Below are 26,310 nucleotides of genomic sequence, written 5' to 3'. Positions count from 1 at the left end.
ATTCATTTTTAAATAGTGATATTGAGATGTTAGGTTGATAAATCTCCATTAGTTTCGAATTGAATATTCTTCTTAATAGCTAAAATGTGTGGATTAGCTTTTTTAGGTATCTTAGCCGTATTCGTATATTGCTATATTAATATAAAGAAAAAGATTTAAATAACACTCAAAACAAAGATTTTTTTTCAGGAAAAAATAAAACATTATTAATTTTTATAATTAGTAGAATTTTTATAGAAATAATTCTCTTAATATATTAAAATAACATTGTATTATGTCAGATTTTAATTAGGGGAGAGAAATTTTATGTTGAAAAAAATCATTCCAGTTGCTTTAGCAATAAGTACAGTTACTTTTACTAGTGTATTTGCTGCGCCTTCAGCACAAGCAAGTACAGAACCAAACCGCTACATAGATGTGCAAATGCTCGGTATTAACGATTTTCATGGGCAACTAGACACTGTAAAAAAGATTAACAATAAAGATGCAGGGGGAATTGAGTACTTAGGGGCTTATTTACGTGATCGTGAAAAACAAAATCCGAATACATTAAAGGTACATGCGGGCGATGTTGTTGGAGCAAGTACTCCTGTTTCAGCACTATTACAAGACGAACCTACGATTGAATTTTTAAATGATTTGAAATTCGATGTTGGGACTATAGGAAATCATGAATTTGATGAAGGTGTTGCGGAAATGAACCGCCTTATTTATGGTGGATACCATGAGAAAACAGGGAATTTTAAAGGAGCAAAATTCCCATATGTTGCCGCAAATTTTTATAATAAATCCACTGGTCGTTTATTTTTACCACCATTTACTATAAAAAAGGTACAAGGAGTTCCTGTTGGATTTATCGGAGTCGTAACAACGGATGTTCCTAACCTTGTTATGCCTACTATGCTAAAGAATGTAGAAATTACAGATGAAGTTGAAGCTATTAACAAATCCGTAAAGCAATTACAAAAACTAGGCGTTAAATCTATCGTTGTTCTTGCCCATAACGGAGGTACAACAGATGGGAACGGCGTAACAAATGGTGATATCGTCCGATTAGCAAATGAGACTGATCCAGAAGTCGATGTTATTTTTGGTGGGCATAGCCACACCTATGTAAATGGAACTGTTAATAATAAACTTGTCGTACAAGCAAATTCTTATGGTATGGCTTTTGCTGATGTTGATGTAAAGATTGATCGTAAGACACAAGATATTGTTGAGAAAAAAGCAGAAATTGTTACAACTTACCATGAAGGCATGGAGCCTGATAAAAAAATAAAGAAGAAGATGGAGAAATATCAAGCAAAAATCGCACCTCTTGTTAATGAAGTTGTAGGTAAGTCTATTGCTCCACTAGATCGCAAACTCAATCCGGCTGGTGAATCTACTCTCGGAAATTTAGTTGCTGATGCCCAGCGTGCAACAATGCAATCTCAAATTGCACTTATGAATCCTGGTGGTATTCGTAATGACTTAGATGCTGGTGATATTACATGGGGAGAGATATATGGTATTCAACCATTCGGAAATCAATTAATAAAAGTAAATTTAACGGGTCAAGACATTCGTGATATTTTAAATCAACAATGGCAAAAAGATATAACAAGAATGCTTCAAATTTCAGGGATCCAATATACTTGGGATGCGAACAAACCTAATGGAGAAAAAGTAACAAGTATTCGCTTAACAAATGGAGAAGAAATTATTCCTTCTAAAACTTACAGCGTCGTTGCTAACGCATTTCTAGCTTCAGGTGGAGATGGATTTGTATCCTTTAAAAACGGTAAAGATGCTGAAACAGGACCAACTGATTTTGAAGCATTAGTAGATTATATAAAAAAATCAAAAGAACCAATTCAGTCTATTATTGATGGAAGAATTCAAAAAATAAATTAGTTTTTTATTAATCTCAAAAACAACTAGATTATCTGCGCACTATACTTTTTCGTGTGCAGGTAATCTATTTTTTATGGGTTTGAAATAAAGTCTTACTGTGGCCAATGGGTATACCGTCTAGATGCAGAGTGCAGAAAAAAATGAAGTAAACAAAAGCTGATATTTTGAACGTACAAGGAGTTTCTTTTCGGACACAAAGTGAAATGGTTTTATTATGTTCAAACATGTGGAAAATATAATGGATAAGTATATCCGAAACACCAATCATTGCCCCTCATTATTAGTGATAGGATAGCTATTTAAGGTCAAAAAAGAATGGGCTAACTTTTGTGCAAAATGTAATGGAGGCTCTACCGATTGGATATGAATATACATAATTAAGGGATCCATGTACAGCCAGTGATTATGTAAAGCACTTACAATAATTCCTTGTTGTACAATTGATTTTATAAATGCAGGAATTTCTTCTTGTAGAATAGCGATTTCGCCTAAATTCAATGCATTACCATTTGGATCTAACGATTCAAAACTTACTCCGACGGGCACTACAGAAGTACTCGGTTTTCCTTGAACAAGCACCCTAAAATCGCGGTGAAAAGACACCGAACAACCACCTTGACTTAGTTTACTTTTTCCTTTAAGTATTGTAGCAAATTGTTCACAAAGGAAATTAAAATTTTGCATAAATTCAATTCCTTTCTTGTACAAAATTATGTAATTAGAGATTCGATTGAGGAGATATAGATAAACAATCTTTCTTCAACATTCAAAAAACAGGCTGTGATTTTAATGTATTCAATGTTTATTTTCAAAGAAATACACGCGATATTACTTGGATATTCAGAATTTCATTGAAGATGATTCATGTATCCGGGTTAATAAATTTATAAGGTATGCAATTATACGCTTTTAGTTTATGTAGGTTAGATAAATAGGTGTCTAAATTTGAATGATAAAACTAGAAAAACAACGTTGAGAAAATAACCAATAATAATTTATTTTCTATAAACAAGCACTGCTAATTAGTACTCTTTTTCGAAATAAGTCTTTCTTATATAAGTATATTACTACTATGAATTAAATACAGGATTTAGTTTGAATACTAAAGAACGGGTTCTAAAATACTGTACCTATTCACGAATAATTTAGTTGTTTCTCCTTGTATCTATTTACATTTTAAGTATAGAAAACATTTCTTATGAATATAGAGGAAAATTCTTTAAGTTTTTCTTAATAAGATTTTAATAACGGTTATTTTAACCAAATTTTTCATGAAAACACCTTTAAAAAGAACATTAGTTCGTATATAATAAGAACAAATGTTCTTTTGTTAGGAGTGATAACCTTGTATGATTATTCTCTTTTACCAAATCGTATTATTTTATGTGTAGATCTTCGTAGCTTTTATGCAAGCGTGTCATGTATTAAAAAAGGACTTGATCCACGATATACAAAATTGGCTGTTGTAGGAGATGTAAACCGGAGTGGATCAATCGTATTGGCAGCAACACCGCCATTAAAAGCGTTAGGAATAAAGAAGATGGCAAGATTGTACGAAATACCGAAGCGGCCAGATATTATTATTGTGAATCCGATTATGCATACGTATATGAAATGTTCAACCTATATAACAAGTTTAGCTTTACAGTATGTTGCGCCGGAAGATTTTCATCAATATAGTATCGATGAGTTTTTTATGGATATGACCGCAAGTATTCATTTATTTGCGAATAATCCGTGCGATTTCGCATTAAAATTCAAGCGAGAAATATATGAACGTACACGGATTGAAAGTACGATTGGTATTGGACCAAATTTATTATTGAGTAAAGTAGCACTGGATGTGGAAGCGAAAAAGAATAACGATGGAATAGCGCAGTGGACGTATGACGATATACCCGAGAAGTTATGGAGTATTAGACCACTCAGTAAATTTTGGGGTATATCGTATAAAACGGAAATGAAATTAAATCGAAAAGGTATACATACGATTGGGGATTTAGCACAATACCCGTTGAAGTATTTAAAACAATCATTTGGTGTAATAGGAGAAGAATTACACTTACATAGTAACGGGATTGATTTCAGTAGAATAGCAGAAAAATACGTTCCAGCAACAACATCTATAGCAAAAAGCCAAATATTATTTCGTGATTATTCAATAGAAGAGTTCATCGTTATTTTATTAGAGCATGTAGAAGAAGTTTGTTACAGATTGAGAAGCGAAAAGAAATACGCGCAAACGATTCATTTTTCAGTTGGATATAGTAGGGAATATGGAGGAGGAATAAAAAAAGCACATACGTTAAATAGAGCAACAAATTTGACGATGGATATTTATAATGTTTGTACCTATTTTTTATACGAGCAGCATACAGGAGAGCCGATTCGATCAATAAGCCTTTCATTAACAAATTTAATACATGAAGGGGAAGAGCAAATTTCGCTTTTTGATAATATTATACAAAGAGAAAAAGAAATGAGACTAACGAAAGTTATGGATGAAATTCGAACGCGATTTGGTAAGAACAGTATTTTACGTGGAATTTCCTACACAAGCGTCGCAACAGCAAGATATAGAAACACATTATTAGGAGGGCACAAATCGTGAAGAATGCTAATATGCCAAAAGGAAGAGGAATGGTAAAGTGGCAACCATTCGTTATCAAGACCTAAATTGTAAAAAATCATAAAAAACAAAGGATTTTACGTATTATATATGACTAATATGTAAAACAATTTTACTTCTTATTCAACAAACGCGCTCGATTGTTGAATAACTTTTTTAAAAATTATTCATGATAAAGTTCAACAAAACTCATTGGGAAGGAAAAGATTTTTATACCCAACCTCCATTATTATGTATAATTGAATTATCTGAAGGTTATAATTATATGTTTATGGAGACGATATTATGAATTGTATGGATTCTACTAATTTTGTTTTACATGCAAAAAGTAACCAGTTTTATTGGGAAGGGAACGGCCAATTATCCATTAAAACATTTTCTAACGGAAAAGCGCATTACAAGACTAGTAAAGGTTTTTTTGCTGTCGAAGAAAGCAGATATTTACTTCTTAATGAAGGATCTTATACAATTTCAATTGATGAAAATAAGGAAGTAGAATCTTTTTGTATCTTTTTTAAAGATGGATTTGCAGAGGAAATTTTAAGCTCACTAAGAGAAACGAACAATAGACTTCTTAGCGATCCTTTTAAGGATAAGAGTTATATTGGATTCTTTGAAAAAACTTATGATACAAGTAAAATTCTACTGTCTCAAATAACGAAATTTAAAGAAAACTTATCTATTCTCGAGAATGATCCAGTTGGTTATGAAGAACAATTTCACAAGTTAATGCAAATTATACTAATTGAACATTTCAATACATGGAGAGAAGTCGAATCATTAAGTGCACTACGTAATTCTACACGAGAAGAATTATATAGAAGGATTAGTATCGCACATGATTATATAAGGTCCTATTATGATAAAGCAATTAAATTGAATGACATTGCTCAAATTGCTTGTTTATCGCCAAACCATTTATTAAGAACATACTCACAAATATATGAGAAAACGCCTCATCAGCATATATCAGAGTTTAGAATTCTAAAAGCGAAAAAGCTTCTAACGCAACTAGATTTCAATATGACTGATATAACATTTGAACTGGGATTACAAAATCCTGTATCTTTTAGCAAAATGTTTAAACAGCATGTCGGGGTTTCTCCTATTGAATTTCGAAAAAAGGTGATTTTGGATAAGAAATACTAAGTTAAACCGTATATTATTAGAATGAAATAATATTCGAAAGGGGAAATTCTCATTGGAAACTACTATGATTCAGAAAGTCGGTCAAATTGGGGTGCCAGTTAAAGATTTAGATAAGGCAATTACTTTTTATAAAGAAAAACTAGGATTATCGCTTCTATTTAATACTGACAACATAGCATTCTTTGAATGTAACGGGTTGCGTCTTTTTTTAAGCCTTCCAGAAAAAGAGGAATTTGCTCAATCTAGTTCAGTCATTTATTTTCAAGTTGAAAAAATTAAAGAGACTTATGAAGACTTATTAAGCAAGGAAATTGTTTTTATCGATGAACCACATATTGTAGCGAAAATGGGACAAACAGAAACATGGATGACATTCTTTAAAGATACAGAAGGTAATACCCATGCTTTAATGAGTGAAATACAAGCTTAATGAGAGCAATGAAAGAGGCCGTCTAATATCAACGATCTCTTTCATTTTTTTAGCATCTCACAAGCTAGATAAATTTCTACTTTGCTTTACCACTATTTATGGTGGTACGGTTCGCCCTGCTTAATATTAATCCAATAATTATTTATTAACAAAATGGCACGATTATTGAATATGTAGGGAACGGAGTGCCATTAGATTTTTTTATAAACATCTGCATAAGCAAATTTTAGCTGCTCGCGTATTTCTTTATTTTCTCCATCCAATTTCTTAATTTTCCGTTTTAATGAAGCAATAATGGCATCCTTATTGTTCTCATCCGTTTCCCGTTTAATTTGCTTTGGAGTAGAAACTTGAGCTTGTTTCTGGCGTAAAGATTCAATCCGTTCGCGTATTTCAGTAGTGTTATAGAGTGTTGCTTTAGCAACACCCGCCTCATTTGCTACGCTATTAAAATTGATGTTCTGATTGGCTCGCACGAGCCTTTGAATAGCTTCATCAATTTTTTGAGCGGTACCTGCCTTTCTGGATGCGTGAATTGCTTTTAACTGTTCTCTACGATCATAATTATTCATATTTCACACCATACTTTCTCTTTATACGATTTTGTCGGCCGAAAATGATATTACCTTCTCTAATATTATTTAAGATACCTTGATATCTGTTTAAATTCCTTTCATGTTTCTCAACCATATCCTCACGATTATGCTGTTTAGCTATTTCTACAGCCCTCGTTGTTGTTTTAATGTGCAACTCATATTTTTCAATATCCAGCTCTGAAAATCCAATCGCTAAGTCTTTGCAAGGGCTACCACTATTACATGTCAAACAAGGTGGTGCTTCCATATGTGGACAATCTCCTTTCAATCGTGCGTGGCATGTTCCATAAGGGTTGTCCATCGCATTTAATTTATGCTCTTGCCAGAGTGCTTGTAAGATATCCTCAGGAATATCTTCACCCGCATTAATCTTTTGCACCTCACCATTCAAATCAAAGCTGAAAACTCCTTGATTTATAACAGACTCGAATGCTTTTCGTTTGGTTTCATCCAATAGCTTAGCATACCGTAAAGTCATTTCAGGAGATGCATGAGCTAGTAATTCTTGTACTGTTAAAATATCTGCCCCGCCATTCAATAATTTCACAGCATATGTATGACGAAATTGATGGGTCTTAAAACGAAAGATATCACCATTTTCATCTACAATGTTTTTCTTTTCTGCTAGTTCATTCAAATGTCTTCGAATCCAACCTTGCGTATAGGGCTTACCTTTTCTTATTCCTTGATATCGTACAAAGATATATTTTTCTGGATTATTATCTTGTGTGCTATTTTCTTTGGAATTTGAAATTAAAACCGAAAGAATTTTTGCGAGCTCCTCATCAATTGGAATTCGATGACCTTGTACAAACGTTTTTTCAATATCAGTTACAATAGAATATTTACCATTCAATTGTACAAGGCAATCTGTTGTGAGTTCTAATACATCTGAAATGCGAAGCCCCGTTTTAAACGCTACCCATACCACCGGTATGATGTCTTTATGAAGTTCGTTAAGATGAACGAATAATTGTTCCAGTACAAAGTCAGGAATGTAATCAATTTGCCCATAGGGCTTTTTTTTCACTTTAGGTTTATCTCCTGGGAAAATTAATAATTTTACGTTTGTAGTTGGAGCAATATCATATTCGTATTTTTGAATGTCTCCTAAAAACTTACTTATAAGTTTCACACCTTCTGATATATATCTTTCTGGATTTTCAATTCCTTTATTTTTGGTGTCTTCATGCAACCATTGAATATATAGCTCCATGTGAGATCGTTTGAGACCTTTCAAATCATTCCATGTTGGTTCTAATGAAAATATGAAAGAAAAAAATTTAGTTAAAGTTCTTGAATAGCCCCTTGCTGTAGCAAACGAAAGATCCTGTCGTCCCATTAAACGTTGCTTGATATATTTTTTTGTACTATCTTTTATTTTTATTGGTTCTATTTTAGTGAAATCAAGAAAATGCGCGGTTAAACTTTTGCTGTAGGATATCCCATATTTGGTATGTAATATCCGTACATCCCAACGATCTTTCTCCCATTCATCACGCGGATCTGCTAACACCAAGAAGTTGGAATGAATGATACGAAAATAGGTTGCTGCGGGGGATTTATGTGTATATCCGTCGAACATTGTGGTCTTTGATGTCTTTGTTGTAGGAATTCCATGTTGTTCTAACCAAAACAACCATTCTCGTTCAGCCTTCTCCATATCCAAATCAAATAAAGAGGGAAGATGGGGGTACTTTTCGTTAAGAAAAATGGATAATTTGTTTAATAATGCAGCTTTTTGATTAAAACCACTACTTAATGCCCACTGTTCTTTGAATAATTTTTGATACCATACATATTTTATTTCAAGATTAACAGTTGGACTATTTATTCGAAAATGCACATTTCGACGTTTCCCCTTGTAATTATCCGCCATTTTCCGAAATTGAGGGATACTTTCTAAGAATTTGATATTCCAATTGTTATTCATTAAAAAATAGGGGTTTTCCACACGGTTAGTGGTAACAGACCCATCAGATTGGATTGTTTTTTCTATATAATTAGAAAGCTCATATTTCAATCGTTCATGAAAATTTACTTCTCCTATATTTATTTGTCGTTTTCGCTTCATATTTACCACCTTCAGCTTTTCTCATCGATTTTAAATGCATCTTGTGCTTTTTCCCAATCCTTACGGATATCTTCGTCCGAAGGATGGAGGTACAAATTCATTGTTGTTTGAATTTGAGCATGCCCTAATCTCTCTTGTACTTGCTTGATGTCCTTTGTCTCTTGGTAGTATATGGTGGCATGTGTATGTCGTAACAGGTGAGGATGAATATCAATTTTTGTTTTTTTTCGCAAGCGTTTAAAGAGAGATTCTACATCGCTATAATTCATAGGTCTACCCATATTTCTTCCACGTAGCTTAATAAAGACAAAGTTTGTTTCAATATTCAGTCCATCAATAATTTCATATAGATAATCATCATACAAATCCATAAGGTGTTGTGATACAAATATCTCCCGTTCTCCTGTTTTGAGCTTTGCACCATTCTCTAATTCTCCTCGGTCCCTCAAGCGAATCCGATGTCCTTTTTGATGGTCAAATATAAAGTCCTCCAAATATAGAGAAAGAGCCTCTCCAATACGTAATCCCGTTTCAAACAGAAGTTGAATAAGAAAAGCATCCCGTATATTTGTAGTAGCTGTGAAAGTTTGTCGCACTTGCTCTTTTGTGAGTATTTGAATTCTTTTACGAGGCTCTTTTACTTTTAATACATTTCGAATAGAGGGCTTATTCTTATTAATATGATGTAGAAAACTCTTATATCGTGTTCTTCCTCCTGTATAAATCTGACGCATTAGTTTTTCATTCATGTCTTTAGATATTTCTTCGTTACGGTATAAATAATCATAAAAATTTGTAACTGTAGTAATGGTTAAGTTTACTGTTTTTTCAGTCTTTTTGGATTTCACAGGAGTAATAGACGCTACATTTAAACTAGTATACGGATGACGTAACCAGCCAACAAAATCTGCCAAGTCTTCTAATTTTATTTCTTTGTAATTTTTTTCAGTTTCTCTTAAATATAAAAAATATTGTTTTAGGGCATAACAATATGTCTTTTGAGTATTCCTACTTTTACCTGTACTATCCAAATATTTGAGATATTTTACTACCGGAACAATCGGAATCCCTTTTTCATCAATTAACATGTATTTTTTACTGTTCTCAAGCAAGATCTCTTGTACACGCATAGAATTCCTCCTCTAGATTTTATGCTAAATCTAACAATTATTTTTACACCTACCTTATAGAAGATATCCTCCAGCTACAAAAACTCCTTACATTTTAAACATAACATACTAAATTACTAACATATAGTTAATCATTATATGATGTGATAAAAAAGAACAATAGACTTTTATATTAAACATACTATTCGCTTTTTATTATAGTAGAGTTAACCGTTTGCTAGTATGCCAGAGCAGTTCGTCTGTATTAAAGACATGATACAGGAGCAAACAAAGATCCCGCGTCCAATCTTAACGCAAGATGCCAAAGAAAGGATTGAAAATAAGCTGTTAATTTCATATTTAGGTGAAGAAGAGATTTTACTTACATATTATAAAAATGGCTATCTATATAAAAATTACATAACAGTAGCCGATATAAATCCGTTAAATGAGACGATTACTTGTACGGATGCTTTTCATAATCAAAGGATATTAAAGTTTAGTGATGTAATTGAAGTGGATTAGAGGGCGGGAATATCTCTTCCTAACTTAATTATATCATGTAAATCAAGTTCGAAATAGACTGTTTATTCGTATTTACTCCTGCTACAATCAAGAACACATGCATAGTAAGGAGAGATGTTACATGAGTTCTTTCGTTCTCGATTTTCAGGAAATAGAAAAAACGCAGCTTTCACTCGTCGGTGGAAAAGGTTTGAATTTAGGGGAGTTAACAAACATTCAAGGTATACAAGTACCTGAAGGTTTTTGTGTTACAACGGTAGGATATGAAGAGGCTATCGAGCAAAATGAAGAGCTTCAAACTTTGTTGCAGCAACTAACAAAGTTGAAAAAGGAAGAGCGAGCTCAAATTGGTGAAGTGAGTAAGAAGATTAGAGAAGTCATTATGGCAGTAGAAATTCCTACTGATGTAGTGGAAGCGGTAGCTCATTATCTCTCACGTTTTGGAAATGAACATGCGTATGCCGTGCGTTCTAGTGCTACGGCTGAAGATTTACCGTATGCTTCATTTGCAGGTCAACAAGATACGTATTTAAATATTATCGGAGAAGAAGCGATTTTGCAGCATGTAAGAAAGTGCTGGGCATCTTTATTTACAGAGCGAGCAGTTACGTACCGCATGCAAAATGGTTTTGAACATAATCAAGTTTCTATATGTGTTGTCGTTCAAAAAATGGTTTTCCCTGAGGCTTCGGGCATTTTATTTACTGCTGATCCGGTTACTTCTAATCGAAAGGTGCTATCAGTTGATGCCAGCTTTGGACTTGGTGAGGCGTTAGTATCAGGACTAGTTTCTGCCGATAATTATAAAGTAAAAGAAGGCGAAATTACGGAAACGATGGTAGCAACTAAAAAATTAGCTATTTATGCTGTAAAAGAGGGCGGAACAGAGACGAAACAGATTGATCCAGCTCAGCAAAAGCTTCAAACATTGTCTGAACAACAAATTTTACAGCTAGCACAGATCGGAAGACAGATTGAAGCTTATTTTGGTTGTCCGCAAGATATTGAATGGTGTTTAGCCCATGATACATTTTATATTGTCCAAAGTCGCCCCATTACGACTTTATATCCAATCCCTGAAGAAAATGATGGGGAGAATCATGTGTATATATCGGTTGGACATCAACAAATGATGACCGATGCGATGAAACCACTAGGGCTATCTTTTTTCTTGTTAACGACTAATGCCCCTATGCGTAAAGCGGGAGGAAGGCTATTTGTGGATGCTACACCAAGATTGGCTTCACCTGCTAGCAGAGATTTCTTAATAAATACTTTAGGGAAATCTGATCCGCTCATACAAGGTGCATTAACGACTGTAGTTGAGCGAGATGACTTTATTACATTGTTACCAGATGATGAAAAAGGGAAGAGTGCTGGCAAAAGTGTGCCGCCTGCAAGCTCGCAATCAGAAGTCGAAAATGATCCGGCAATCGTTACGAATTTAATAAAGAATAGTGAAGCATCAATCGAAGAGTTAAAACGAAACATGCAAATGAAATCAGGGGTGAATGTACTTGACTTTATTTTGGAAGATATTCAGCAATTAAAGAAAGTATTATTTAACCCGCAAAGTATTGCTGTCATTATGGCTGGTATGAATGCTTCAACATGGATTAATGAAAAGATGGAGCAATGGCTAGGCGAAAAGAATGCAGCGGACACACTTTCTCAATCGGTACAAAACAATATTACGTCTGAAATGGGGCTAGCATTAATGGATGTTGCTGATGTGATTCGGCCATATCCGGAAGTTATTGCGTATTTACAACATGTAGAAGATGATAGCTTTTTAAATGAACTAGTTCAGTTTAAAGGCGGGGAGAAAGCTCGAGATGCCATCTCTGCTTTTCTAAATAAATACGGAATGAGATGTAGCGGAGAAATTGACATTACGAAAACACGCTGGATTGAAAAGCCAACTACTATTATCCCGATGATTTTAAATCATATAAGAGATTTTGAAGCTGGTGCGAGTAAGCAGAAATTTGAAGAAGGGCTGCAAGAAGCTTTGAAAAAAGAAGAAGAGCTAGTAAATCGATTGCAGCATTTGCCGGATGGTAAACAAAAAGTAGAAGAAACGAAGCAAATGATTCGCAACATCCGGAATTGCATCGGTTATCGTGAATATCCAAAATACGGCATGATTAATCGTTATTTCATATATAAGCAGGCGTTATTGAAAGAAGCTGAGCAACTTGTGCAGAGCGGTGTCATTCGTGAGGTCGATGATATATACTATTTAACTTTTGAAGAACTTCACGAAGTTGTTCGCACGAATAAACTAGATTACGAGCTTATTCATAAACAAAAAAATGAGTACAAATTATATGAAAAACTAACGCCGCCGCGAATTATGACATCTGATGGAGAAATCATTACAGGTAAATATAAACGAGAAAATATCCCGGCTGACGCGATTGTAGGTTTGCCTGTTTCATCCGGAGTTATAGAAGGAAGAGCTCGCGTTATTTTAAACATGGAAGAAGCGAATTTAGAAGAGGGAGATATATTAGTTACTGCTTTTACTGATCCAGGCTGGACACCGTTATTTGTTTCAATAAAAGGGTTAATCACTGAAGTGGGCGGACTTATGACGCACGGAGCAGTGATTGCACGTGAATATGGATTACCAGCAGTCGTTGGAGTGGAGAATGCTACGAGATTAATAAAAGACGGACAACGCATTCGGGTACATGGAACTGAAGGGTATATTGAAGTGTTGTAATGAAATAAAAGATCATCCGCTATTGTAGTGGATGATCTTTTGTTATATAGCCGGCTTATTTCTTTAAACCAGCCGCATAAAAAGGTCCATGAACTGCGATTGTAGATAAAATACGAGCAATTTCCTCAGGTGTTTCTTTTTGCCCGTTATTTAACCATTGCTGAATAACACCAATATGAGCAGATGCCATATAAGAAGCTAGGTATTGGCTTGGGACAAGTAAATTCTCCTTATTAATGAGAGCACCATTCGTATCTTCAAATATTGTTTTCCACATAAAGTCTTTCAGTTTTGTTTGGAAAGATAAATCTCCTTTTGGGCTCAGTACAGCTTTCATAAAATCACTATTTTCATTTAAAAATTCAAGAACAGAAGTGATAAGTAGAAACGGCATTGTTGGAGAAGGATTGGAACCAAGATCAGCAATAACTTCAGGCAATCTCTGTTTGGCGATGCTAGAAACCTCATACATAATTTCTTCTTGGCATTTCGTCATTAAATCAAATTTATCTTGATAATGCGCATAGAAAGTACCACGATTTATGTTTGCTTTCGTTGTAATATCTTTCACCGTAATGGCGTCAAAGCCTTTTTCTTCAATTAATTCCACCAATGCATTTCGTATGGCAGTTTTCGTACGAATAACGCGCAAATCTAAATTACTATCACGCAAAGTATGTCCCTCCTTCATTTTAGCCAACACATTTCAAGGATGTGTCTTATAACCGACACATTCACGATTTTTGATTATTGTATAAGGTTCAACTCGAACATATAATTCAAATATAAATAAACAACACGTTGTTGGTTATTATAAATCAAATGATAGGAGGAGAAAAGAAAATGTTTAAAAATAAACTGTTATATGTATCACCAGTTATTGCACTACTTGTTGTTTTTATTTTTTCATTAACATTATTTCCAACTGTTCAACCTCAGCCGAAAAACTTGCCAATCGCAATTGTAAATGAGGATCAAGGAGTAGAAATTCCGAATCAACCGAAGATGAATATGGGGCAAACGATTGTTGATAATATGAAAAAGACATCAAAATCAGAGGAAGAACCTGCGGTGAAGTGGGTAGAAGTAAAAGATAAGGAATCTGTGCAAAAAGGATTAAATAATCAAGAATATTACGCAGCATTAGTTATTTCGAAAGACTTTAGCACAAAACAAGCATCATTACGAACACCACAGCCATCTTCGCCAGAGGTGGAAATATTCATAAATCAAGGAATGAATACAGCGGCATCAACTATGGCTGGGCAAATGTTAAATGGGGTAGTTGATAATATGAACAATACTGTTCGCGCGCAACTATTAGAAGGATTGAAAGCAAAAGGAGCTACATTAACAGCAGACCAGGTTTCAAATGTAGTAACACCGATTGCAAAGAAAGTGACAAACGTAAATGAAATCGGTAAAAATAGTGCGAACGGTAACTCGCCGATGTCTTTATTCCAGCCGTTATGGATTGCAAGTTTAGCGAGCGCAGCACTTATCTTTATTGCGATAAGTAAAATGCCAGTAAGTACAAGAAAAGAAAGCTTCGTATTAAAACTAAAACAAATCATAACAGGAGCTGTCGCGGCACTTGTAATTGGATTTGGCCTTACATGGATCGCGGATGGTATGGTAGGATTAAATATTTCGAATTTCACCGATACAGCTTTATTTTTAGCCATTACATCGTTTAGTTTCTTCTTAATGATATCGGCGGTACTTTCATTAGTTGGACTAAAAGGAATTGGTGTATTCGCTCTTTTACTATTCTTCGGGGCACCATTATTATCACTAGCACCGGAAATGTTGTCGCCATTTTACCAAGACTGGGTGTACGCATGGTTGCCAATGCGATTTATGATTGAAGGGCTTAGAGAAATATTCTTCTTCGGAAAAGGGTTAAGCTGGAGTACACCTGTAACAGTGCTCGTTTGGATTGGCGCAGTAAGTATCGTTATTATTTTAGCGACTGCTTTCAAAGGTAGTGTAGTAAAGGAACATAAAACGGAAGTAAATGCATAAAAGATAAAAACGTTTCACTAGGAGTGAAGCGTTTTTATCTTTTATTAGCTTATAGGGAAATCAAGCAGTGATAGATAGATTTTTCTAATCGAAGAGTTCGGATTTGCGTTTTCCTTTTATATACATGCTCCTGCTATTTCAAATTGCATAAAATGTTATGCGAAAGAATGGAGGGGATACGATGTATAATTCGAATTATTATGATACGTATAGGCAAAATGATAAGTTGATTCGTGATATTGAGAAAGCAATTAATGGAGAGTTTAGTGCAATAAGTTGTTACGCGAAATTAGCTAACATGGCTCCGAATGAAGCGGAACGAAATCAAATTCTTGAAATTCGTAACGATGAAATAAAGCATTTCCATCAGTTTGTACAAATCTATACAAATTTAACTGGTCAGCAGCCGAAACCACAAATTACGGAAGAATGTCCAAATACGTACTTACAAGGATTAGAATTCGCTATACAAGATGAACAGAAGACAGTAGATTTTTACTTGGAAATTTCAGATGAAACATCGGATGCGCAACTAAAAGAGTTATTGCGCAGAATAGCTGCAGATGAACAAAATCATGCGGTGTGGTTTTTATATTATTTTGTGAAGACGAAGTGAATGACTAGGGGATTAAGACCGTTTCACTAGTAGTGGAGCGGTTTCTTTGTGGAATACAAGCTGTAAAATAGAAATCTTGAAGTGGTAGTGATTAATTTTGGTATATAATGTATAAAACGAAAATTAATAAAGAGAGAATTAAGTTTTGAAAGGGGAACGGCAATATGGAGCGAAACATAGTTAAAGAATATACAATTCGAACTGCTACTGAAGAGGAAAGCGATAGCATAATCACTCTATTAAAAGAAGTAGCAGAGTGGTTACAACATAAAGAAGTGGATCAGTGGCAGTATTTGTTAGGCGGAGAAGCTACGGCTGAAATACTAGAAGGTATAAGAGAGAAGTATACATATGTGGTTATGAAAGAAAATGAAATTGTCGGTACAGTTACAGTATCTCCTAAACAAAATGAATGGGATGAGCGTATTTTTGGTAAAGAGAAAGATTCCGATTCTTTATATATTCATAGATTTGCAGTGAAACGGGAGTATAAGGGGAATGGAATCGGAGAATGGATTTTAAAGTGGGTAGAAGAGAATGTACAATATGAAAAAGAGTTTTTGAAACTAGATTGTGTTGGGCATAATCGTACGTTGAATGATTTTTATAAGAGGAATGGTTTTGAATATGTTGGGAGTACAGAAGGAATTAGTAAGTTTCAAAAGAAAAGGAGAAAGTGAATGACTCAAATACATACAGATTTAGCTAAAAGGTTAATAGGGGAACAGTTTCCTGAATGGGCACATTTAGAAGTGAAGCCTGTAAAGCTTAGTGGGCATGATAATAGAACGTTTCATCTAGGGGATGAGATGAGTGTAAGATTGCCAAGTGACGCGGCATATGCACCGCAAGTAGAGAAAGAAAATAAGTGGCTACCTATATTAAGTAAAGAGCTTTCTTTACCGATTTCTGCACCAGTTGCGAAAGGAAATCCAACTGAAGAGTATCCATTGCCTTGGTCTATTAATAAGTGGATAGAAGGAGATACTGTTACGAAACAAAATGTCCGTGACCTAAATGAATTTGCGGCGGACTTAGGATCATTTTTAGTGGAATTGCAAGCTATTGATGCGAGTAATGGACCGGTCGCTGGGGCACATAACTTTTACCGAGGCGGGCTTATATCTATATATGATGAAGAGGCGAGAGGTGCGATCGAAAATAATAAGGATGTTTTTGACGAAACGGTATTAAAGCATCTTTGGAATTTAGCCCTTCAGTCAACGTGGGAGAGTAAACCAGTTTGGGTTCATGGAGATGTTGCACCAGGAAACTTACTCGTTAAGGACGGAAAGCTTTGTGCTGTAATTGATTTTGGGATTTTAGGAGTAGGCGATCCGGCTTGTGATGCAGCGATGGCATGGACATTTTTTGATAAGAATAGCGGAAATGTCTTTAAAGAAGTATTGTGCATAGATGAAGAAACGTGGAATAGAGCAAGAGGATGGGCACTTTGGAAAGCGTTAATTACATATGATGCGAATAAGACTAGTAATAAAATAGTGGCAGACGAATCGTATCGTGTGATTCAAGTGATTGTGGATGATTATGAGAGTAGTAGAAAAAGCCTATTTTAAAATAGGCTTTTTTATATGCTGAAATATTAGAAACTGAAAGAAGGAATCCAACATTATTATACAGAATATTTAGATAATAGGAGGTGTCGAATTTTGAGTGAAATTGAATTAAAAAGGAATGTAATTAAGACTGGGAGTGAGAAGGGGGTTATTCTCCGGTTTATACTCGCTAGTCTAGTTGGGGTGTTTATGTTTTTCGTACCAGTTACGATAAATGGTGCTTCTTCCATTATGATTGATCATATCGTATCATGGATTCGGACTTCGGTTCCGAGCGTAGTACCTTATTACGCTCTACTCGTTATGATAATGGGTGCAATCTATCCGTTTTATACGAAAAAATGGAATGCATCTATCGTAGATATCTGTTTTTCTATTTTAAAAGTAGTTGGCGTCATTTTTGGTGTATTATATTGTTTGAAAGTAGGGCCAGCTTGGTTCTTTGCACCAGATGTAGGGCCGTTTTTGTATGAGAAACTCGTAATATCGGTAAGTTTACTCGTGCCAATTGGCTCAGCCTTTTTAGCGTTATTAGTCGGGTACGGATTACTTGAGTTTATCGGTACGTTTTGCCGTCCCATTATGAGACCGTTATGGAAAACACCAGGACGATCAGCAATTGATGCGGTTGCTTCCTTTGTGGGGAGTTATTCACTCGCTTTATTAATTACGAATCGCGTGTATAAAGAAGGAAAGTATACGACAAAAGAAGCAGCTATTATCGCTACAGGTTTTTCTACAGTATCCGCAACATTTATGATCATCATCGCAAAAACATTAGACATTATGCATTTATGGAATGTTTATTTTTGGACTACTCTCGTTGTAACATTCATCGTAACTGCTATCACCGTAAGAATCCCACCACTTAGTAGAAAACCAGATACATATGTAACGGAAGAAGGGTTCCCAGAGCCTGTTTATAAAGAGAAAATGTTAGAGCGCGCTTGGGAAGATGCGCTAGAAGTATCGAAATCTGCACCGAGTATTATGAAAAATATCGCAGTGAATTTAAAAGACGGTTTTATTATGACGATGGGAATTTTACCATCTATTATGTCAGTAGGATTAATTGGTATCGTCTTAGCGAAATTCACGCCAATATTTGATTGGATCAGTTATATTTTCTATCCATTTACGTGGGCTTTACAATTACCAGAAGCAGAACTAGCTGCTAAAGCGGCATCTGTTGGTATTGCGGAAATGTTTTTACCTTCTCTTTTAGTTGTAAGTGCACCACTTGTGACAAAGTTTGTCATTGCAGTTGTTTCGGTATCATCTATATTGTTTTTCTCAGCTTCCATTCCTTGTATTCTATCAACAGACATTCCGCTAAAAGTATCGGAACTTATTATTCTCTATGTACAAAGAACGATATTAACGTTACTTATTATTACGCCGATTGCTTATTTGTTGCTTTAAAGTTTTAAAAAGATAAATCTATAATAAAAGAAGCCTTCTGTAAAAGGAAGGCTTCTTTTGATTAAAAGCGGGGTATTCCCACATCACTATCAAGCTAAGAAAATCAAATATCCTAAAACGTGAAAATGCACTATTTTCTGTTTTTGTGATGTTTTTATTTATTTTTTGAATATGACGTCATGCTTCTTAAGAAGATTCCTAGTCCTGCAAAAAAGAATCCTAAGCATAATAAACTGCCAGGTGTTCCCCAAGTAATTTGATCTAGCATTTTTATCCCCTCCCGTTTATCATTATATAGTATTTATTGAAAATTATCAAAATTTTCCTTTTTAAAGGTTATTGATGAGCCTTCCCACCTTATACGAGGAGAATATATTTGAAAAGGAATTCTTTTAAAAATATCTTATTATTCTTATAAAACGTTACTATATCTTATGATATAGTAACAACAAAGGGGGGCTTACAAATGGAAATGATTCACGAAAGAGCAAAGTTACGGTTAATAGTTAGTGATGATGTCGAAACTTTGTTTTCGATTGTAGAAGGAAATCGGGATATTTGGGCGTATTTAATCTCTAAAATGGATACTGCGCAAGATATGCAGCAATATGTGCAAAAAGCGATTCAGGGTTATGGGAAGGGGACTCAAATACCCTTCGTTGTAGTGGATCAACAGACGAATACGATTGTAGGAAGTACACGTCTATATAATATTTCAGTAGAAGATAAAACAGTCGAATTAGGACAAACGTGGTATCATCCAAGTGTGCAACGTACGAGTATCAATACAGAGTGTAAGTATATGCTTCTCGAGTATGCTTTTGAAAAACTGCATATGCTGAGAGTACAAATTAAGACGGATGCAAGAAACGAAAAGGCACAACGAGCAATTGAAAGATTAGGTGCAGTTAAAGAAGGTGTGCTTAGAAATGAAAGAAAATTGCCAAACGGTCATGTGAGAGATGCAGTTGTGTATAGTATTATCGCAAGTGAATGGCCAGTTGTGAAAGATCGTTTATCGGAAAAATTAGAATTGTATAAAGAAAAGTTATAATTCGTGTTTTGAAAGGTATATTGTTCGTGATGTAAGAAAAATATACCTTTTTTCTTACAAAATGCTACTTTATTTTAATTCCTTTTGTTTCATCGTTCCCTTCTGAGAAAAAATTCGTTACAATGTAGTTGTATGGTAATAAACTTATGAATTTAAAACATGTAATGAAAACCGCAAATAAAAATGAATTGATAATCCTCAATTTTAAATGAAAACCCTTTTATACATAAATAACAAGTAAAGTTCCTTCTTTTAAATAAACTCAAACAAAACGATTTGATATAAATGTTTTTTTATAGAAGTATGGATGATGTACGGAGGCAATTACAAATGAAAGAAAATAAGAAGAGTAAGAAAAGACGAATCTTTCAAGTATTTTTACTAATGATTTGTTCTGCTATTTTATATGTAAGTTATGCAGCTTACGATATTTGGAGTTATCGTTTTAAAACAAATGATGGCGTGAAAACGGATGCTGGTATCGTACTAGGAGCAGCTTCATGGAACGGAAAACCATCTCCTGTATTTAAAGAAAGAATTAATCATGCAATTTCTTTATATAAGAACGGAGATATTAAAAAGATTATTTTTACAGGTGGTACAAAGTTCGAGGCAGAGCTTGAGGAATCACGTACTGCAAGAGTATATGCAATGAAACAAGGTGTAAAAGACGAAGATATTTTAATTGAAACAAAATCCCTTTTCACTGAGGAAAACTTAAAGAATGCGAAGGAAGTTGGACTAGAGAACGGAATACGCACATACACGATTGTAAGTGATCCACTTCATATGAAACGCGCAATGAGAATCGCAAAACATATTAATATTGAAGCGTATGCTTCACCAACGCCGACATCAGCATATAAAACGTTAGACACAGAAATACCATTCTTCTTTAAAGAATTATTCTCGTACATTGGATATGTAACCTCTTTGCCATTAAAGGCATTGAAGGGAGACTAACATAAGAAAAGAACCTATCTTAAAATAGGAACTTTTCTTATTGGTCAAAAACATTGTATTTTTATCGGAATAGTGAAACAATAGAGAGGTAGCTTCATATAATCATAATGAAAAAGTGAGCGGTTGATGAATCGAACATAAAGGAGATTATAGTATGGCACTCTCATTTGTTGAAACAGAAGAACAATCTTTCATTATTGCACAAATAAATAAATTGATTCCAAAGTTCATGGAAAGGGAGCATCAACTAAGTGAATTAGGATCATTTCCGTATGAAAATATAAGTGATTTGAAAGATATCGGATATACGAAATTAACGTTACCGAAAGAATTTGATGGTAGTGCGATTTCTTTATATGACTTCGTTTTATTTCAAGAAAAAATTGCAGAAGGCTGCGGAGCTACTGCATTATCGATTGGCTGGCATCTTGGTATTGTGAAAGAGTTAGCGGAAAATCGTTCTTGGAATGATGAGATGTTCAAATGGTTTTGCGAAGAAGTGCGTAACGGTGCACTCTTTAACCGTGCAGCAACAGAGCCAAAAACAGGAAGTCCGACGCGTGGCGGTAAACCAGAAACAATAGCGGTTCAACAAGGCGAGAAGTGGGTAATAAATGGAAGGAAAACTTTTACAACGATGGCGCCAATACTTGATTATTTTATTATTTCAGCAAGTATGGAAGGCCGAGAAGAAGTTGGTGAGTTTGTCATTCCAAGAAATACGCTCGGTGTATCCATTGAAGAAACGTGGGATAGCGTTGCGATGCGAGGGACTGCAAGTCACGACCTTGTCTTACAAAATGTAGAGATAGAAAGTCGCTTTTTTACGAATGTATTGGGCGGGAAAGTAAAACAAAAGGGTATTGGCTGGTTGCTACATATACCAGCATGTTATTTAGGAATTGCACAAGCAGCAAGAAATTATGCAGTTCAGTTTGCGGGATCATACAAGCCAAATAGTTTAAATCATTCTATTAGTTTATTGCCGAATGTTAGAAGATTAGTTGGAGAATTAGAACTTGAGCTTATGCAAGCTCGCGTCTTTTTATATCAAATTGCGAAAAAGTACGATGAGGCAGAGGATAAACTATCATTACAAGCCGAATTAGCAGCAGTGAAATATGCCGTAACGAATGCGGCAATATCTATTGTAGATAAAGCAATGCGCATCGTAGGAGCAAAAAGTTTATCAGAAAAAAATCCGCTTCATCGCTACTATTTAAACGTCAGAGCAGGATTGCACAATCCGCCGATGGATGATGCAACACTGTCTATATTAGCGGATGCGGCGTTTCGGTCGTAGTTTTTTTAACTTACATTTTATTGTTTATGGACAATATAGTTGTTTTGAAAGCACGTGTTTGATTACTAATCAAACACGTGCTTTTTATGTGTACGACGTACCAAATTGAGATGTAGGTTTTTGATATAAATGATTATCATGATTTTGGATTGTTATTGGCTGAAAGAATATTTATTGCAATGTTAGTTTCGTAACTTTTAATCCCAAATTAAAGGTCTTTCCAAGTTTATCATCCGTAAATATTGTAAAAATTGACCTGCATGGACCGCATCATGATAGGCAATTCGTAATAGCATGTCGCCTAAATATCTTTGATAGCCAACATCGCTTCGATCAATAAGGGTTGAATCTAGCTCAGCTATGCTTATGGATTGAACATATTCTATGAAGTCAGTAAAGTATACTTGTGCCAATTCAATTTCTTTTTTTACACAAGTAATTGGCTCGTCATCATACGGGATATGTATGTCATTTATTGAGCCGTTGTTTTTTAAAATCATATGATAGTAAAAAGTTGAGGTCCAAACATGACGAATCATCTCACCAAAGGACATGGCCTCATGATCAGGCTTCCAATTAAGAAAATTATCGGGAAGAGAATTCCATAATTTTTCTGAGCGCCTTCTCGTTTCTTTCAAATTTAATATACTAAGATCAATTGCATTCATAATACATTCTCCTTTACTATTAAACTTAAAATAATTGTATCAGTTTAATAGTTAGGGTATCATCGAAATATGAATGTATATCCGAATATCTCATATATAGCCAAACTAATTGCTGAACCTACAAGAGCAATTATCTTAGATTGTTTAATGAACAATCAGGCACTACCTGCTAGCGAATTAGCTTATATGACAAAGGTGTCACATCCAACGATTAGTTCTCATCTTTCTAAATTAGTGGAGGGGAATCTACTTACAGTTGAGCAACATGGTAGACATCGTTACTATCGACTTGCTAATCAAGAGGTAGCAGAGGTTCTTGAAAAGTTAGGAACAATCGCACCAACAGTCCAAGTTCGTTCTTTAAAACAATCGAATCAACTAAAACAAGTTCGTTATGCTCGAACTTGCTATGATCATCTTGCAGGAAAACTCGGTGTAGAGATAACCGAAAAATTATTAGATAAGGAATTTATCATTTTAGAGAAAGGAGAATACATTGTAACGGAACAAGGTAAGCACTGGTTTCTGAATTTTGGAATAAATATTGAAACGGCAAATATAAAGAGAAGAATATTTGCAAAACCTTGTCTTGATTGGAGTGAACGACGCTACCATATTTCTGGTTGGTTAGGATCTGCAATAGCAAAAGTATTTTTTGAACAGGAATGGATTACAAAAACAGATAAGAATCGGGCTGTTCATCTTACAACAAAAGGTATGAAGTTCTTGAAAGACCAATTAGGCATTGACATGGAAAATAAAAAAGTCCATCAAAATGCAATGCCTCCTGTCGAGTAAACGGCATGAAATAACCTGAGTTCTATATTTATATAGACTCAGGTTATTTCATTTCTTTTAAAATTTTTGAGGCAATTCTATTAAATTAGTAATCATATTACTTAAAAATTATGCGTAAGAATATAGTAAATGAAGGGAGATATAAAATGAATAAAATTAAACTGAAAGTATTAAATGTAAGATATGTAGTGATATGTATTTTATTCACTATTATATGTATCCTCACTTCATTCTTTATTTCTAGTAATTCCAGCGTATTTAAATCATTTTATATGAATCAATTATTGGGAACGAATTCTACTAAAGGTCTTATGTACATGATAGGAAGTGAAAATCGTTATTTTGCAGAAGAATTCCATAAAGAAAAAGGACGAGCGTCTTTGGAATCTTTTTTACTGTCACTTTCTACAAACATTAATGTAAACGACCTCCGAAGTTTATTAACTCGAGAACTTCCTAATATGAATCAATTTTATTCGGAAATATTAATTGCTGGGGAAGGAACAGATTATACGAACATTCCGGAAGAATCCAGTGTTCCTTTAGATAACATTAAAGATAAAGGTACTGCTATTGAACACCCAAAGAGTGGGAAAGAAAACAATTCTACTGGTGAAAAGTCAAATACACAAAATAACGGTGAAAATAAAGTCTTTATTTATCATACACATAGTTGGGAAGCGTTTATTCCTCTTATCCCAGGAGCTTCGATACCTGATGATGCTTCCAGTACAAATAATGAAGTGAATATTACGTTTGTTGGAAACTATTTAAAACAAAAATTAGAAGAAAAAGGAATAGGTGTTTCACATGATACGACAAATATGAGGGATTTTCTACGAAATAAAAATTTAAATTGGGCCCAATCTTATAAAGGGTCCCGTCAAATATTACAAGATAAATTGGCACAAGATAAAAATATTATGTTTCCGATGGACCTTCATAGAGATGATGCACGAAAAAATATTACAACAAAAAATATTAACGGAAAGAATTATGCTCGGCTTTATTTTATTTTAGGACGAGAAAATCCTAACTATGAAAAAAATAAAAAAATAGTAACGGCAATAAATTCATATTTAGACGAGAAGTATTACGGTTTAAGCCGAGGGATTTTTATTAAAGATCGTAAAAGCGGGAACGGAGTATATAATCAAGATCTTTCTCCCAATGCATTACTTATTGAAATGGGAGGGGTAGATAATACACCAGAAGAATTGTATGCGTCAGTTGACGCGTTAGTAGAAGCATTTAGCCACTATTATAATGAAGTAACGAAGAAAAATAATTAAAATAAAAAGGAGTGATACCTAGTCAGAAGTGCTAGGTGTTACTCTTTTTTTGTAGAATATAAAATTACCAATAAACGTCGTCGAATGAAAAAAATCTTTCTTTTCATTCTTCTTTTTACAGATTTACAGGAGAATGCTAGGTTTCTTATTTTTACTAATGTTATAATAAGAAAAAAGCACGAAAAGAGGTTATCTCATGCTAGAGGTTATTGCAACATGTTTAGAAGATGTGAAACGAATTGAACGAGCTGGCGGGAAGCGAATTGAATTAATTTCATCTTATACAGAAGGCGGTTTAACGCCGAGTTATGCATTTATTAAAAAAGCGGTAGAAGCAGTACATATACCGATTCACGTTATGATTCGTCCGCATGCGAAGTCTTTTACATATACGGAAGAAGAAATTGAAATGATGAAGGAAGATATCATCATGGCGCAGAAGTTAGGTGCAGCTGGTGTTGTATTAGGTGTATTAAACGAACGAAATGAAGTGGATGAAGAGAAATTAGCGGATTTACTATCTGTTGTAGATGGAATAAATGTAACGTACCACCGTGCGATAGATGATATAGAAAATCCAGTAGAAGCGATGAGGATTTTAAAGAAGTTTCATAAAGTGACTCACGTGTTAACTTCAGGTGGACAAGGAAATATAGTAGAGAATATTCCGGTGCTTGCAGAAATGCAAAAGGTAAGCGAAGGTCAAATTCAACTTGTTGCTGGAGCTGGTGTGACGAAAGAAAATATAAAGCGATTGCTAGATGAAACTGGAATTACGCAAGCGCATGTCGGTACAGCGGTAAGAGAAGGGAAATCATGTTTTTCTGAAATTGATCTTAATTTAGTACAAGAATTAGTTCAAATCATACAATAAACACGTAAGAAAGAGGAGAAACGATGAAGGAAAATACGAAGAAAGAATTATTCTCATGGGCTAAAACGATAGGATTTACACTAGTATTAATCGCTATTATTCGCGGTGTTTTATTTACACCTTCATTAGTACAAGGCGAATCGATGATGCCTACTTTAGAAAATAACGAACGAGTGCTCGTGAATAAGATTGGTTATAGTATAAGTGGATTAGAGCGCTTTGATATTATCGTCTTCCACGGTAAAGAAGGGTACGATTTAGTAAAACGAGTAATTGGTTTACCAGGCGATACAGTTGAGTATAAAAACGATGTGTTATATGTAAACGGAGAAGCGATGGAAGAACCATATTTAAAAGAGTTTAAAGAAAAAGCGGCAGGCCGTGTATTAACTCCAGACTTTACGTTAGAACAAATTACAGGAAAAACGAAAGTGCCAGAAGGCCAAGTGTTTGTTTTAGGAGATAATCGTGAAGTTTCGAAAGACGGTCGTATGTTTGGATTTATTTCAGAAGATGAGATTGTCGGAAAAGGACAAGCTGTTTTCTGGCCGTTGAAACAAGTAAGAGCGTTATAAAGCATGT

Annotated in this window: 24 protein-coding genes; 18 read left to right on the top strand and 6 right to left on the bottom strand. The window is 34.5% G+C overall.

The genetic code is table 11. The annotated features are described in order from the left end of the window. The first annotated feature begins 306 nt into the window (after window positions 1-306). Complete coding sequence (locus MHB74_RS15085) at window positions 307-1,896, top strand: bifunctional metallophosphatase/5'-nucleotidase (RefSeq protein ID WP_061678361.1); 1,590 nt, start codon at window positions 307-309, stop codon at window positions 1,894-1,896. A 264-nt stretch (window positions 1,897-2,160) separates the two neighbouring features. On the opposite strand, the gene MHB74_RS15080 is transcribed toward MHB74_RS15085, so the two are convergent. Next, window positions 2,161-2,580, bottom strand: a complete 420-nt coding sequence (locus MHB74_RS15080; protein WP_061678362.1) for a DUF1259 domain-containing protein — start codon at window positions 2,578-2,580, stop codon at window positions 2,161-2,163. A 661-nt stretch (window positions 2,581-3,241) separates the two neighbouring features. On the opposite strand from MHB74_RS15080, the gene MHB74_RS15075 reads away from it, so the two are divergent. From MHB74_RS15075 to MHB74_RS15065, 3 genes are all read left to right on the top strand, one after another. Beyond that, window positions 3,242-4,507 (top strand): Y-family DNA polymerase, encoded by a 1,266-nt coding sequence (locus tag MHB74_RS15075; protein ID WP_061676394.1) that lies wholly within the window; start codon window positions 3,242-3,244, stop codon window positions 4,505-4,507. A gap of 303 nt (window positions 4,508-4,810) precedes the next feature. After that, complete coding sequence (locus MHB74_RS15070) at window positions 4,811-5,674, top strand: helix-turn-helix domain-containing protein (protein ID WP_000995745.1); 864 nt, start codon at window positions 4,811-4,813, stop codon at window positions 5,672-5,674. 52 nt (window positions 5,675-5,726) lie between these two features. Then, window positions 5,727-6,104 carry a VOC family protein gene (locus MHB74_RS15065; RefSeq protein WP_000450430.1) on the top strand — a complete coding sequence of 126 codons (378 nt, stop codon included), beginning with the start codon at window positions 5,727-5,729 and terminating at the stop codon, window positions 6,102-6,104. A 191-nt stretch (window positions 6,105-6,295) separates the two neighbouring features. Here the strand turns inward: MHB74_RS15065 and MHB74_RS15060 are convergent, their stop codons facing one another. Genes MHB74_RS15060 through MHB74_RS15050 form a run of 3 tightly spaced genes read right to left on the bottom strand, consistent with a single transcriptional unit; the run spans window position 6,296 to window position 9,904 of the window. After that, entirely contained in the window at window positions 6,296-6,676 is a 381-nt protein-coding gene (locus MHB74_RS15060) for a DUF6262 family protein (RefSeq protein WP_001067218.1), read from the bottom strand. After that, window positions 6,669-8,774, bottom strand: a complete 2,106-nt coding sequence (locus MHB74_RS15055; protein WP_000824132.1) for a tyrosine-type recombinase/integrase — start codon at window positions 8,772-8,774, stop codon at window positions 6,669-6,671. The genes MHB74_RS15060 and MHB74_RS15055 overlap by 8 nt, the downstream gene beginning before the upstream one ends. Window positions 8,775-8,785: 11 nt before the next feature. Next, window positions 8,786-9,904 carry a tyrosine-type recombinase/integrase gene (locus tag MHB74_RS15050; protein ID WP_001265871.1) on the bottom strand — a complete coding sequence of 373 codons (1,119 nt, stop codon included), beginning with the start codon at window positions 9,902-9,904 and terminating at the stop codon, window positions 8,786-8,788. Between the two features lie 222 nt (window positions 9,905-10,126). Between MHB74_RS15050 and MHB74_RS15045 the strand changes: the two genes are divergently transcribed. Together MHB74_RS15045 and ppsA are read left to right on the top strand one after the other, a co-directional pair. Then, a complete protein-coding gene (locus MHB74_RS15045; protein WP_061680236.1) occupies window positions 10,127-10,408 on the top strand; it encodes a YolD-like family protein in 282 nt (93 codons plus the stop codon). Window positions 10,409-10,529: 121 nt separating this feature from the next. Then, on the top strand, window positions 10,530-13,136 hold the full coding sequence (gene ppsA / locus MHB74_RS15040) for a phosphoenolpyruvate synthase (protein ID WP_061680235.1): 2,607 nt from the start codon (window positions 10,530-10,532) through the stop codon (window positions 13,134-13,136). A 55-nt stretch (window positions 13,137-13,191) separates the two neighbouring features. Here the strand turns inward: ppsA and MHB74_RS15035 are convergent, their stop codons facing one another. Continuing rightward, window positions 13,192-13,809: a TetR/AcrR family transcriptional regulator gene (locus MHB74_RS15035; RefSeq protein WP_061680234.1), complete on the bottom strand. Its 618-nt coding sequence runs from the start codon at window positions 13,807-13,809 to the stop codon at window positions 13,192-13,194. Between the two features lie 131 nt (window positions 13,810-13,940). Here MHB74_RS15035 and MHB74_RS15030 point away from each other — a divergent pair, with 131 nt between their 5' ends. The 8 genes from MHB74_RS15030 (at window position 13,941) to MHB74_RS14995 (ending at window position 22,096) form a co-directional block, all read left to right on the top strand. Further along, entirely contained in the window at window positions 13,941-15,161 is a 1,221-nt protein-coding gene (locus MHB74_RS15030; protein WP_098374067.1) for a YhgE/Pip domain-containing protein, read from the top strand. Between the two features lie 181 nt (window positions 15,162-15,342). Continuing rightward, window positions 15,343-15,777 carry a ferritin-like domain-containing protein gene (locus MHB74_RS15025; RefSeq protein WP_061680232.1) on the top strand — a complete coding sequence of 145 codons (435 nt, stop codon included), beginning with the start codon at window positions 15,343-15,345 and terminating at the stop codon, window positions 15,775-15,777. Between the two features lie 164 nt (window positions 15,778-15,941). Continuing rightward, window positions 15,942-16,457: a GNAT family N-acetyltransferase gene (locus MHB74_RS15020; protein ID WP_061680231.1), complete on the top strand. Its 516-nt coding sequence runs from the start codon at window positions 15,942-15,944 to the stop codon at window positions 16,455-16,457. Further along, the gene (locus MHB74_RS15015) at window positions 16,458-17,354 is read left to right on the top strand and encodes an aminoglycoside phosphotransferase family protein (RefSeq protein WP_061680230.1); all 897 of its coding nucleotides are present in this window, start codon (window positions 16,458-16,460) and stop codon (window positions 17,352-17,354) included. 93 nt (window positions 17,355-17,447) lie between these two features. Then, window positions 17,448-18,776 carry a YjiH family protein gene (locus tag MHB74_RS15010; RefSeq protein ID WP_061680229.1) on the top strand — a complete coding sequence of 443 codons (1,329 nt, stop codon included), beginning with the start codon at window positions 17,448-17,450 and terminating at the stop codon, window positions 18,774-18,776. 466 nt (window positions 18,777-19,242) lie between these two features. Next, window positions 19,243-19,830, top strand: a complete 588-nt coding sequence (locus tag MHB74_RS15005; protein ID WP_061680228.1) for a GNAT family N-acetyltransferase — start codon at window positions 19,243-19,245, stop codon at window positions 19,828-19,830. Window positions 19,831-20,160: 330 nt separating this feature from the next. Beyond that, a complete protein-coding gene (locus MHB74_RS15000; protein WP_061680227.1) occupies window positions 20,161-20,793 on the top strand; it encodes a YdcF family protein in 633 nt (210 codons plus the stop codon). Window positions 20,794-20,947: 154 nt separating this feature from the next. Further along, window positions 20,948-22,096: an acyl-CoA dehydrogenase family protein gene (locus tag MHB74_RS14995; protein ID WP_061680226.1), complete on the top strand. Its 1,149-nt coding sequence runs from the start codon at window positions 20,948-20,950 to the stop codon at window positions 22,094-22,096. Between the two features lie 197 nt (window positions 22,097-22,293). On the opposite strand, the gene MHB74_RS14990 is transcribed toward MHB74_RS14995, so the two are convergent. Then, window positions 22,294-22,764: a DinB family protein gene (locus MHB74_RS14990; protein WP_061680225.1), complete on the bottom strand. Its 471-nt coding sequence runs from the start codon at window positions 22,762-22,764 to the stop codon at window positions 22,294-22,296. A 69-nt stretch (window positions 22,765-22,833) separates the two neighbouring features. On the opposite strand from MHB74_RS14990, the gene MHB74_RS14985 reads away from it, so the two are divergent. The 4 genes from MHB74_RS14985 (at window position 22,834) to lepB (ending at window position 26,303) form a co-directional block, all read left to right on the top strand. Further along, window positions 22,834-23,562, top strand: coding sequence for an ArsR/SmtB family transcription factor (locus MHB74_RS14985; protein WP_061680224.1), 729 nt, complete (start codon window positions 22,834-22,836; stop codon window positions 23,560-23,562). A gap of 146 nt (window positions 23,563-23,708) precedes the next feature. After that, entirely contained in the window at window positions 23,709-24,854 is a 1,146-nt protein-coding gene (locus MHB74_RS14980; protein ID WP_061676962.1) for a stage II sporulation protein P, read from the top strand. Between the two features lie 196 nt (window positions 24,855-25,050). Then, entirely contained in the window at window positions 25,051-25,728 is a 678-nt protein-coding gene (locus MHB74_RS14975) for a copper homeostasis protein CutC (protein WP_061676961.1), read from the top strand. Between the two features lie 23 nt (window positions 25,729-25,751). Further along, window positions 25,752-26,303 carry a signal peptidase I gene (gene lepB / locus MHB74_RS14970; RefSeq protein ID WP_061676960.1) on the top strand — a complete coding sequence of 184 codons (552 nt, stop codon included), beginning with the start codon at window positions 25,752-25,754 and terminating at the stop codon, window positions 26,301-26,303. The last annotated feature ends 7 nt before the right edge of the window (window positions 26,304-26,310 follow it).

This window comes from Bacillus sp. FSL K6-0069 (genome assembly GCF_038007785.1).
Taxonomy (GTDB): domain Bacteria; phylum Bacillota; class Bacilli; order Bacillales; family Bacillaceae_G; genus Bacillus_A; species Bacillus_A mobilis.
This window is presented reverse-complemented; position numbering and strand designations above follow the sequence as displayed.

What these genes read in the sequence shown, in the direction of transcription:
- lepB (WP_061676960.1), top strand. Translation starts at nt 25,752, where the DNA reads ATGAAGGAAAATACGAAGAAAGAATTATTCTCATGGGCTAAAACGATA.
- MHB74_RS15050 (WP_001265871.1), bottom strand. Translation starts at nt 9,904, where the DNA reads ATGCGTGTACAAGAGATCTTGCTTGAGAACAGTAAAAAATACATGTTA.
- MHB74_RS15060 (WP_001067218.1), bottom strand. Translation starts at nt 6,676, where the DNA reads ATGAATAATTATGATCGTAGAGAACAGTTAAAAGCAATTCACGCATCC.
- MHB74_RS15025 (WP_061680232.1), top strand. Translation starts at nt 15,343, where the DNA reads ATGTATAATTCGAATTATTATGATACGTATAGGCAAAATGATAAGTTG.
- MHB74_RS15020 (WP_061680231.1), top strand. Translation starts at nt 15,942, where the DNA reads ATGGAGCGAAACATAGTTAAAGAATATACAATTCGAACTGCTACTGAA.
- MHB74_RS15015 (WP_061680230.1), top strand. Translation starts at nt 16,458, where the DNA reads ATGACTCAAATACATACAGATTTAGCTAAAAGGTTAATAGGGGAACAG.
- MHB74_RS15005 (WP_061680228.1), top strand. Translation starts at nt 19,243, where the DNA reads ATGGAAATGATTCACGAAAGAGCAAAGTTACGGTTAATAGTTAGTGAT.
- MHB74_RS15045 (WP_061680236.1), top strand. Translation starts at nt 10,127, where the DNA reads ATGCCAGAGCAGTTCGTCTGTATTAAAGACATGATACAGGAGCAAACA.
- MHB74_RS14975 (WP_061676961.1), top strand. Translation starts at nt 25,051, where the DNA reads ATGCTAGAGGTTATTGCAACATGTTTAGAAGATGTGAAACGAATTGAA.
- MHB74_RS15000 (WP_061680227.1), top strand. Translation starts at nt 20,161, where the DNA reads ATGAAAGAAAATAAGAAGAGTAAGAAAAGACGAATCTTTCAAGTATTT.
- MHB74_RS15070 (WP_000995745.1), top strand. Translation starts at nt 4,811, where the DNA reads ATGAATTGTATGGATTCTACTAATTTTGTTTTACATGCAAAAAGTAAC.
- MHB74_RS15055 (WP_000824132.1), bottom strand. Translation starts at nt 8,774, where the DNA reads ATGAAGCGAAAACGACAAATAAATATAGGAGAAGTAAATTTTCATGAA.
- MHB74_RS14985 (WP_061680224.1), top strand. Translation starts at nt 22,834, where the DNA reads ATGAATGTATATCCGAATATCTCATATATAGCCAAACTAATTGCTGAA.
- MHB74_RS14980 (WP_061676962.1), top strand. Translation starts at nt 23,709, where the DNA reads ATGAATAAAATTAAACTGAAAGTATTAAATGTAAGATATGTAGTGATA.
- MHB74_RS14995 (WP_061680226.1), top strand. Translation starts at nt 20,948, where the DNA reads ATGGCACTCTCATTTGTTGAAACAGAAGAACAATCTTTCATTATTGCA.
- MHB74_RS15085 (WP_061678361.1), top strand. Translation starts at nt 307, where the DNA reads ATGTTGAAAAAAATCATTCCAGTTGCTTTAGCAATAAGTACAGTTACT.
- ppsA (WP_061680235.1), top strand. Translation starts at nt 10,530, where the DNA reads ATGAGTTCTTTCGTTCTCGATTTTCAGGAAATAGAAAAAACGCAGCTT.
- MHB74_RS14990 (WP_061680225.1), bottom strand. Translation starts at nt 22,764, where the DNA reads ATGAATGCAATTGATCTTAGTATATTAAATTTGAAAGAAACGAGAAGG.
- MHB74_RS15080 (WP_061678362.1), bottom strand. Translation starts at nt 2,580, where the DNA reads ATGCAAAATTTTAATTTCCTTTGTGAACAATTTGCTACAATACTTAAA.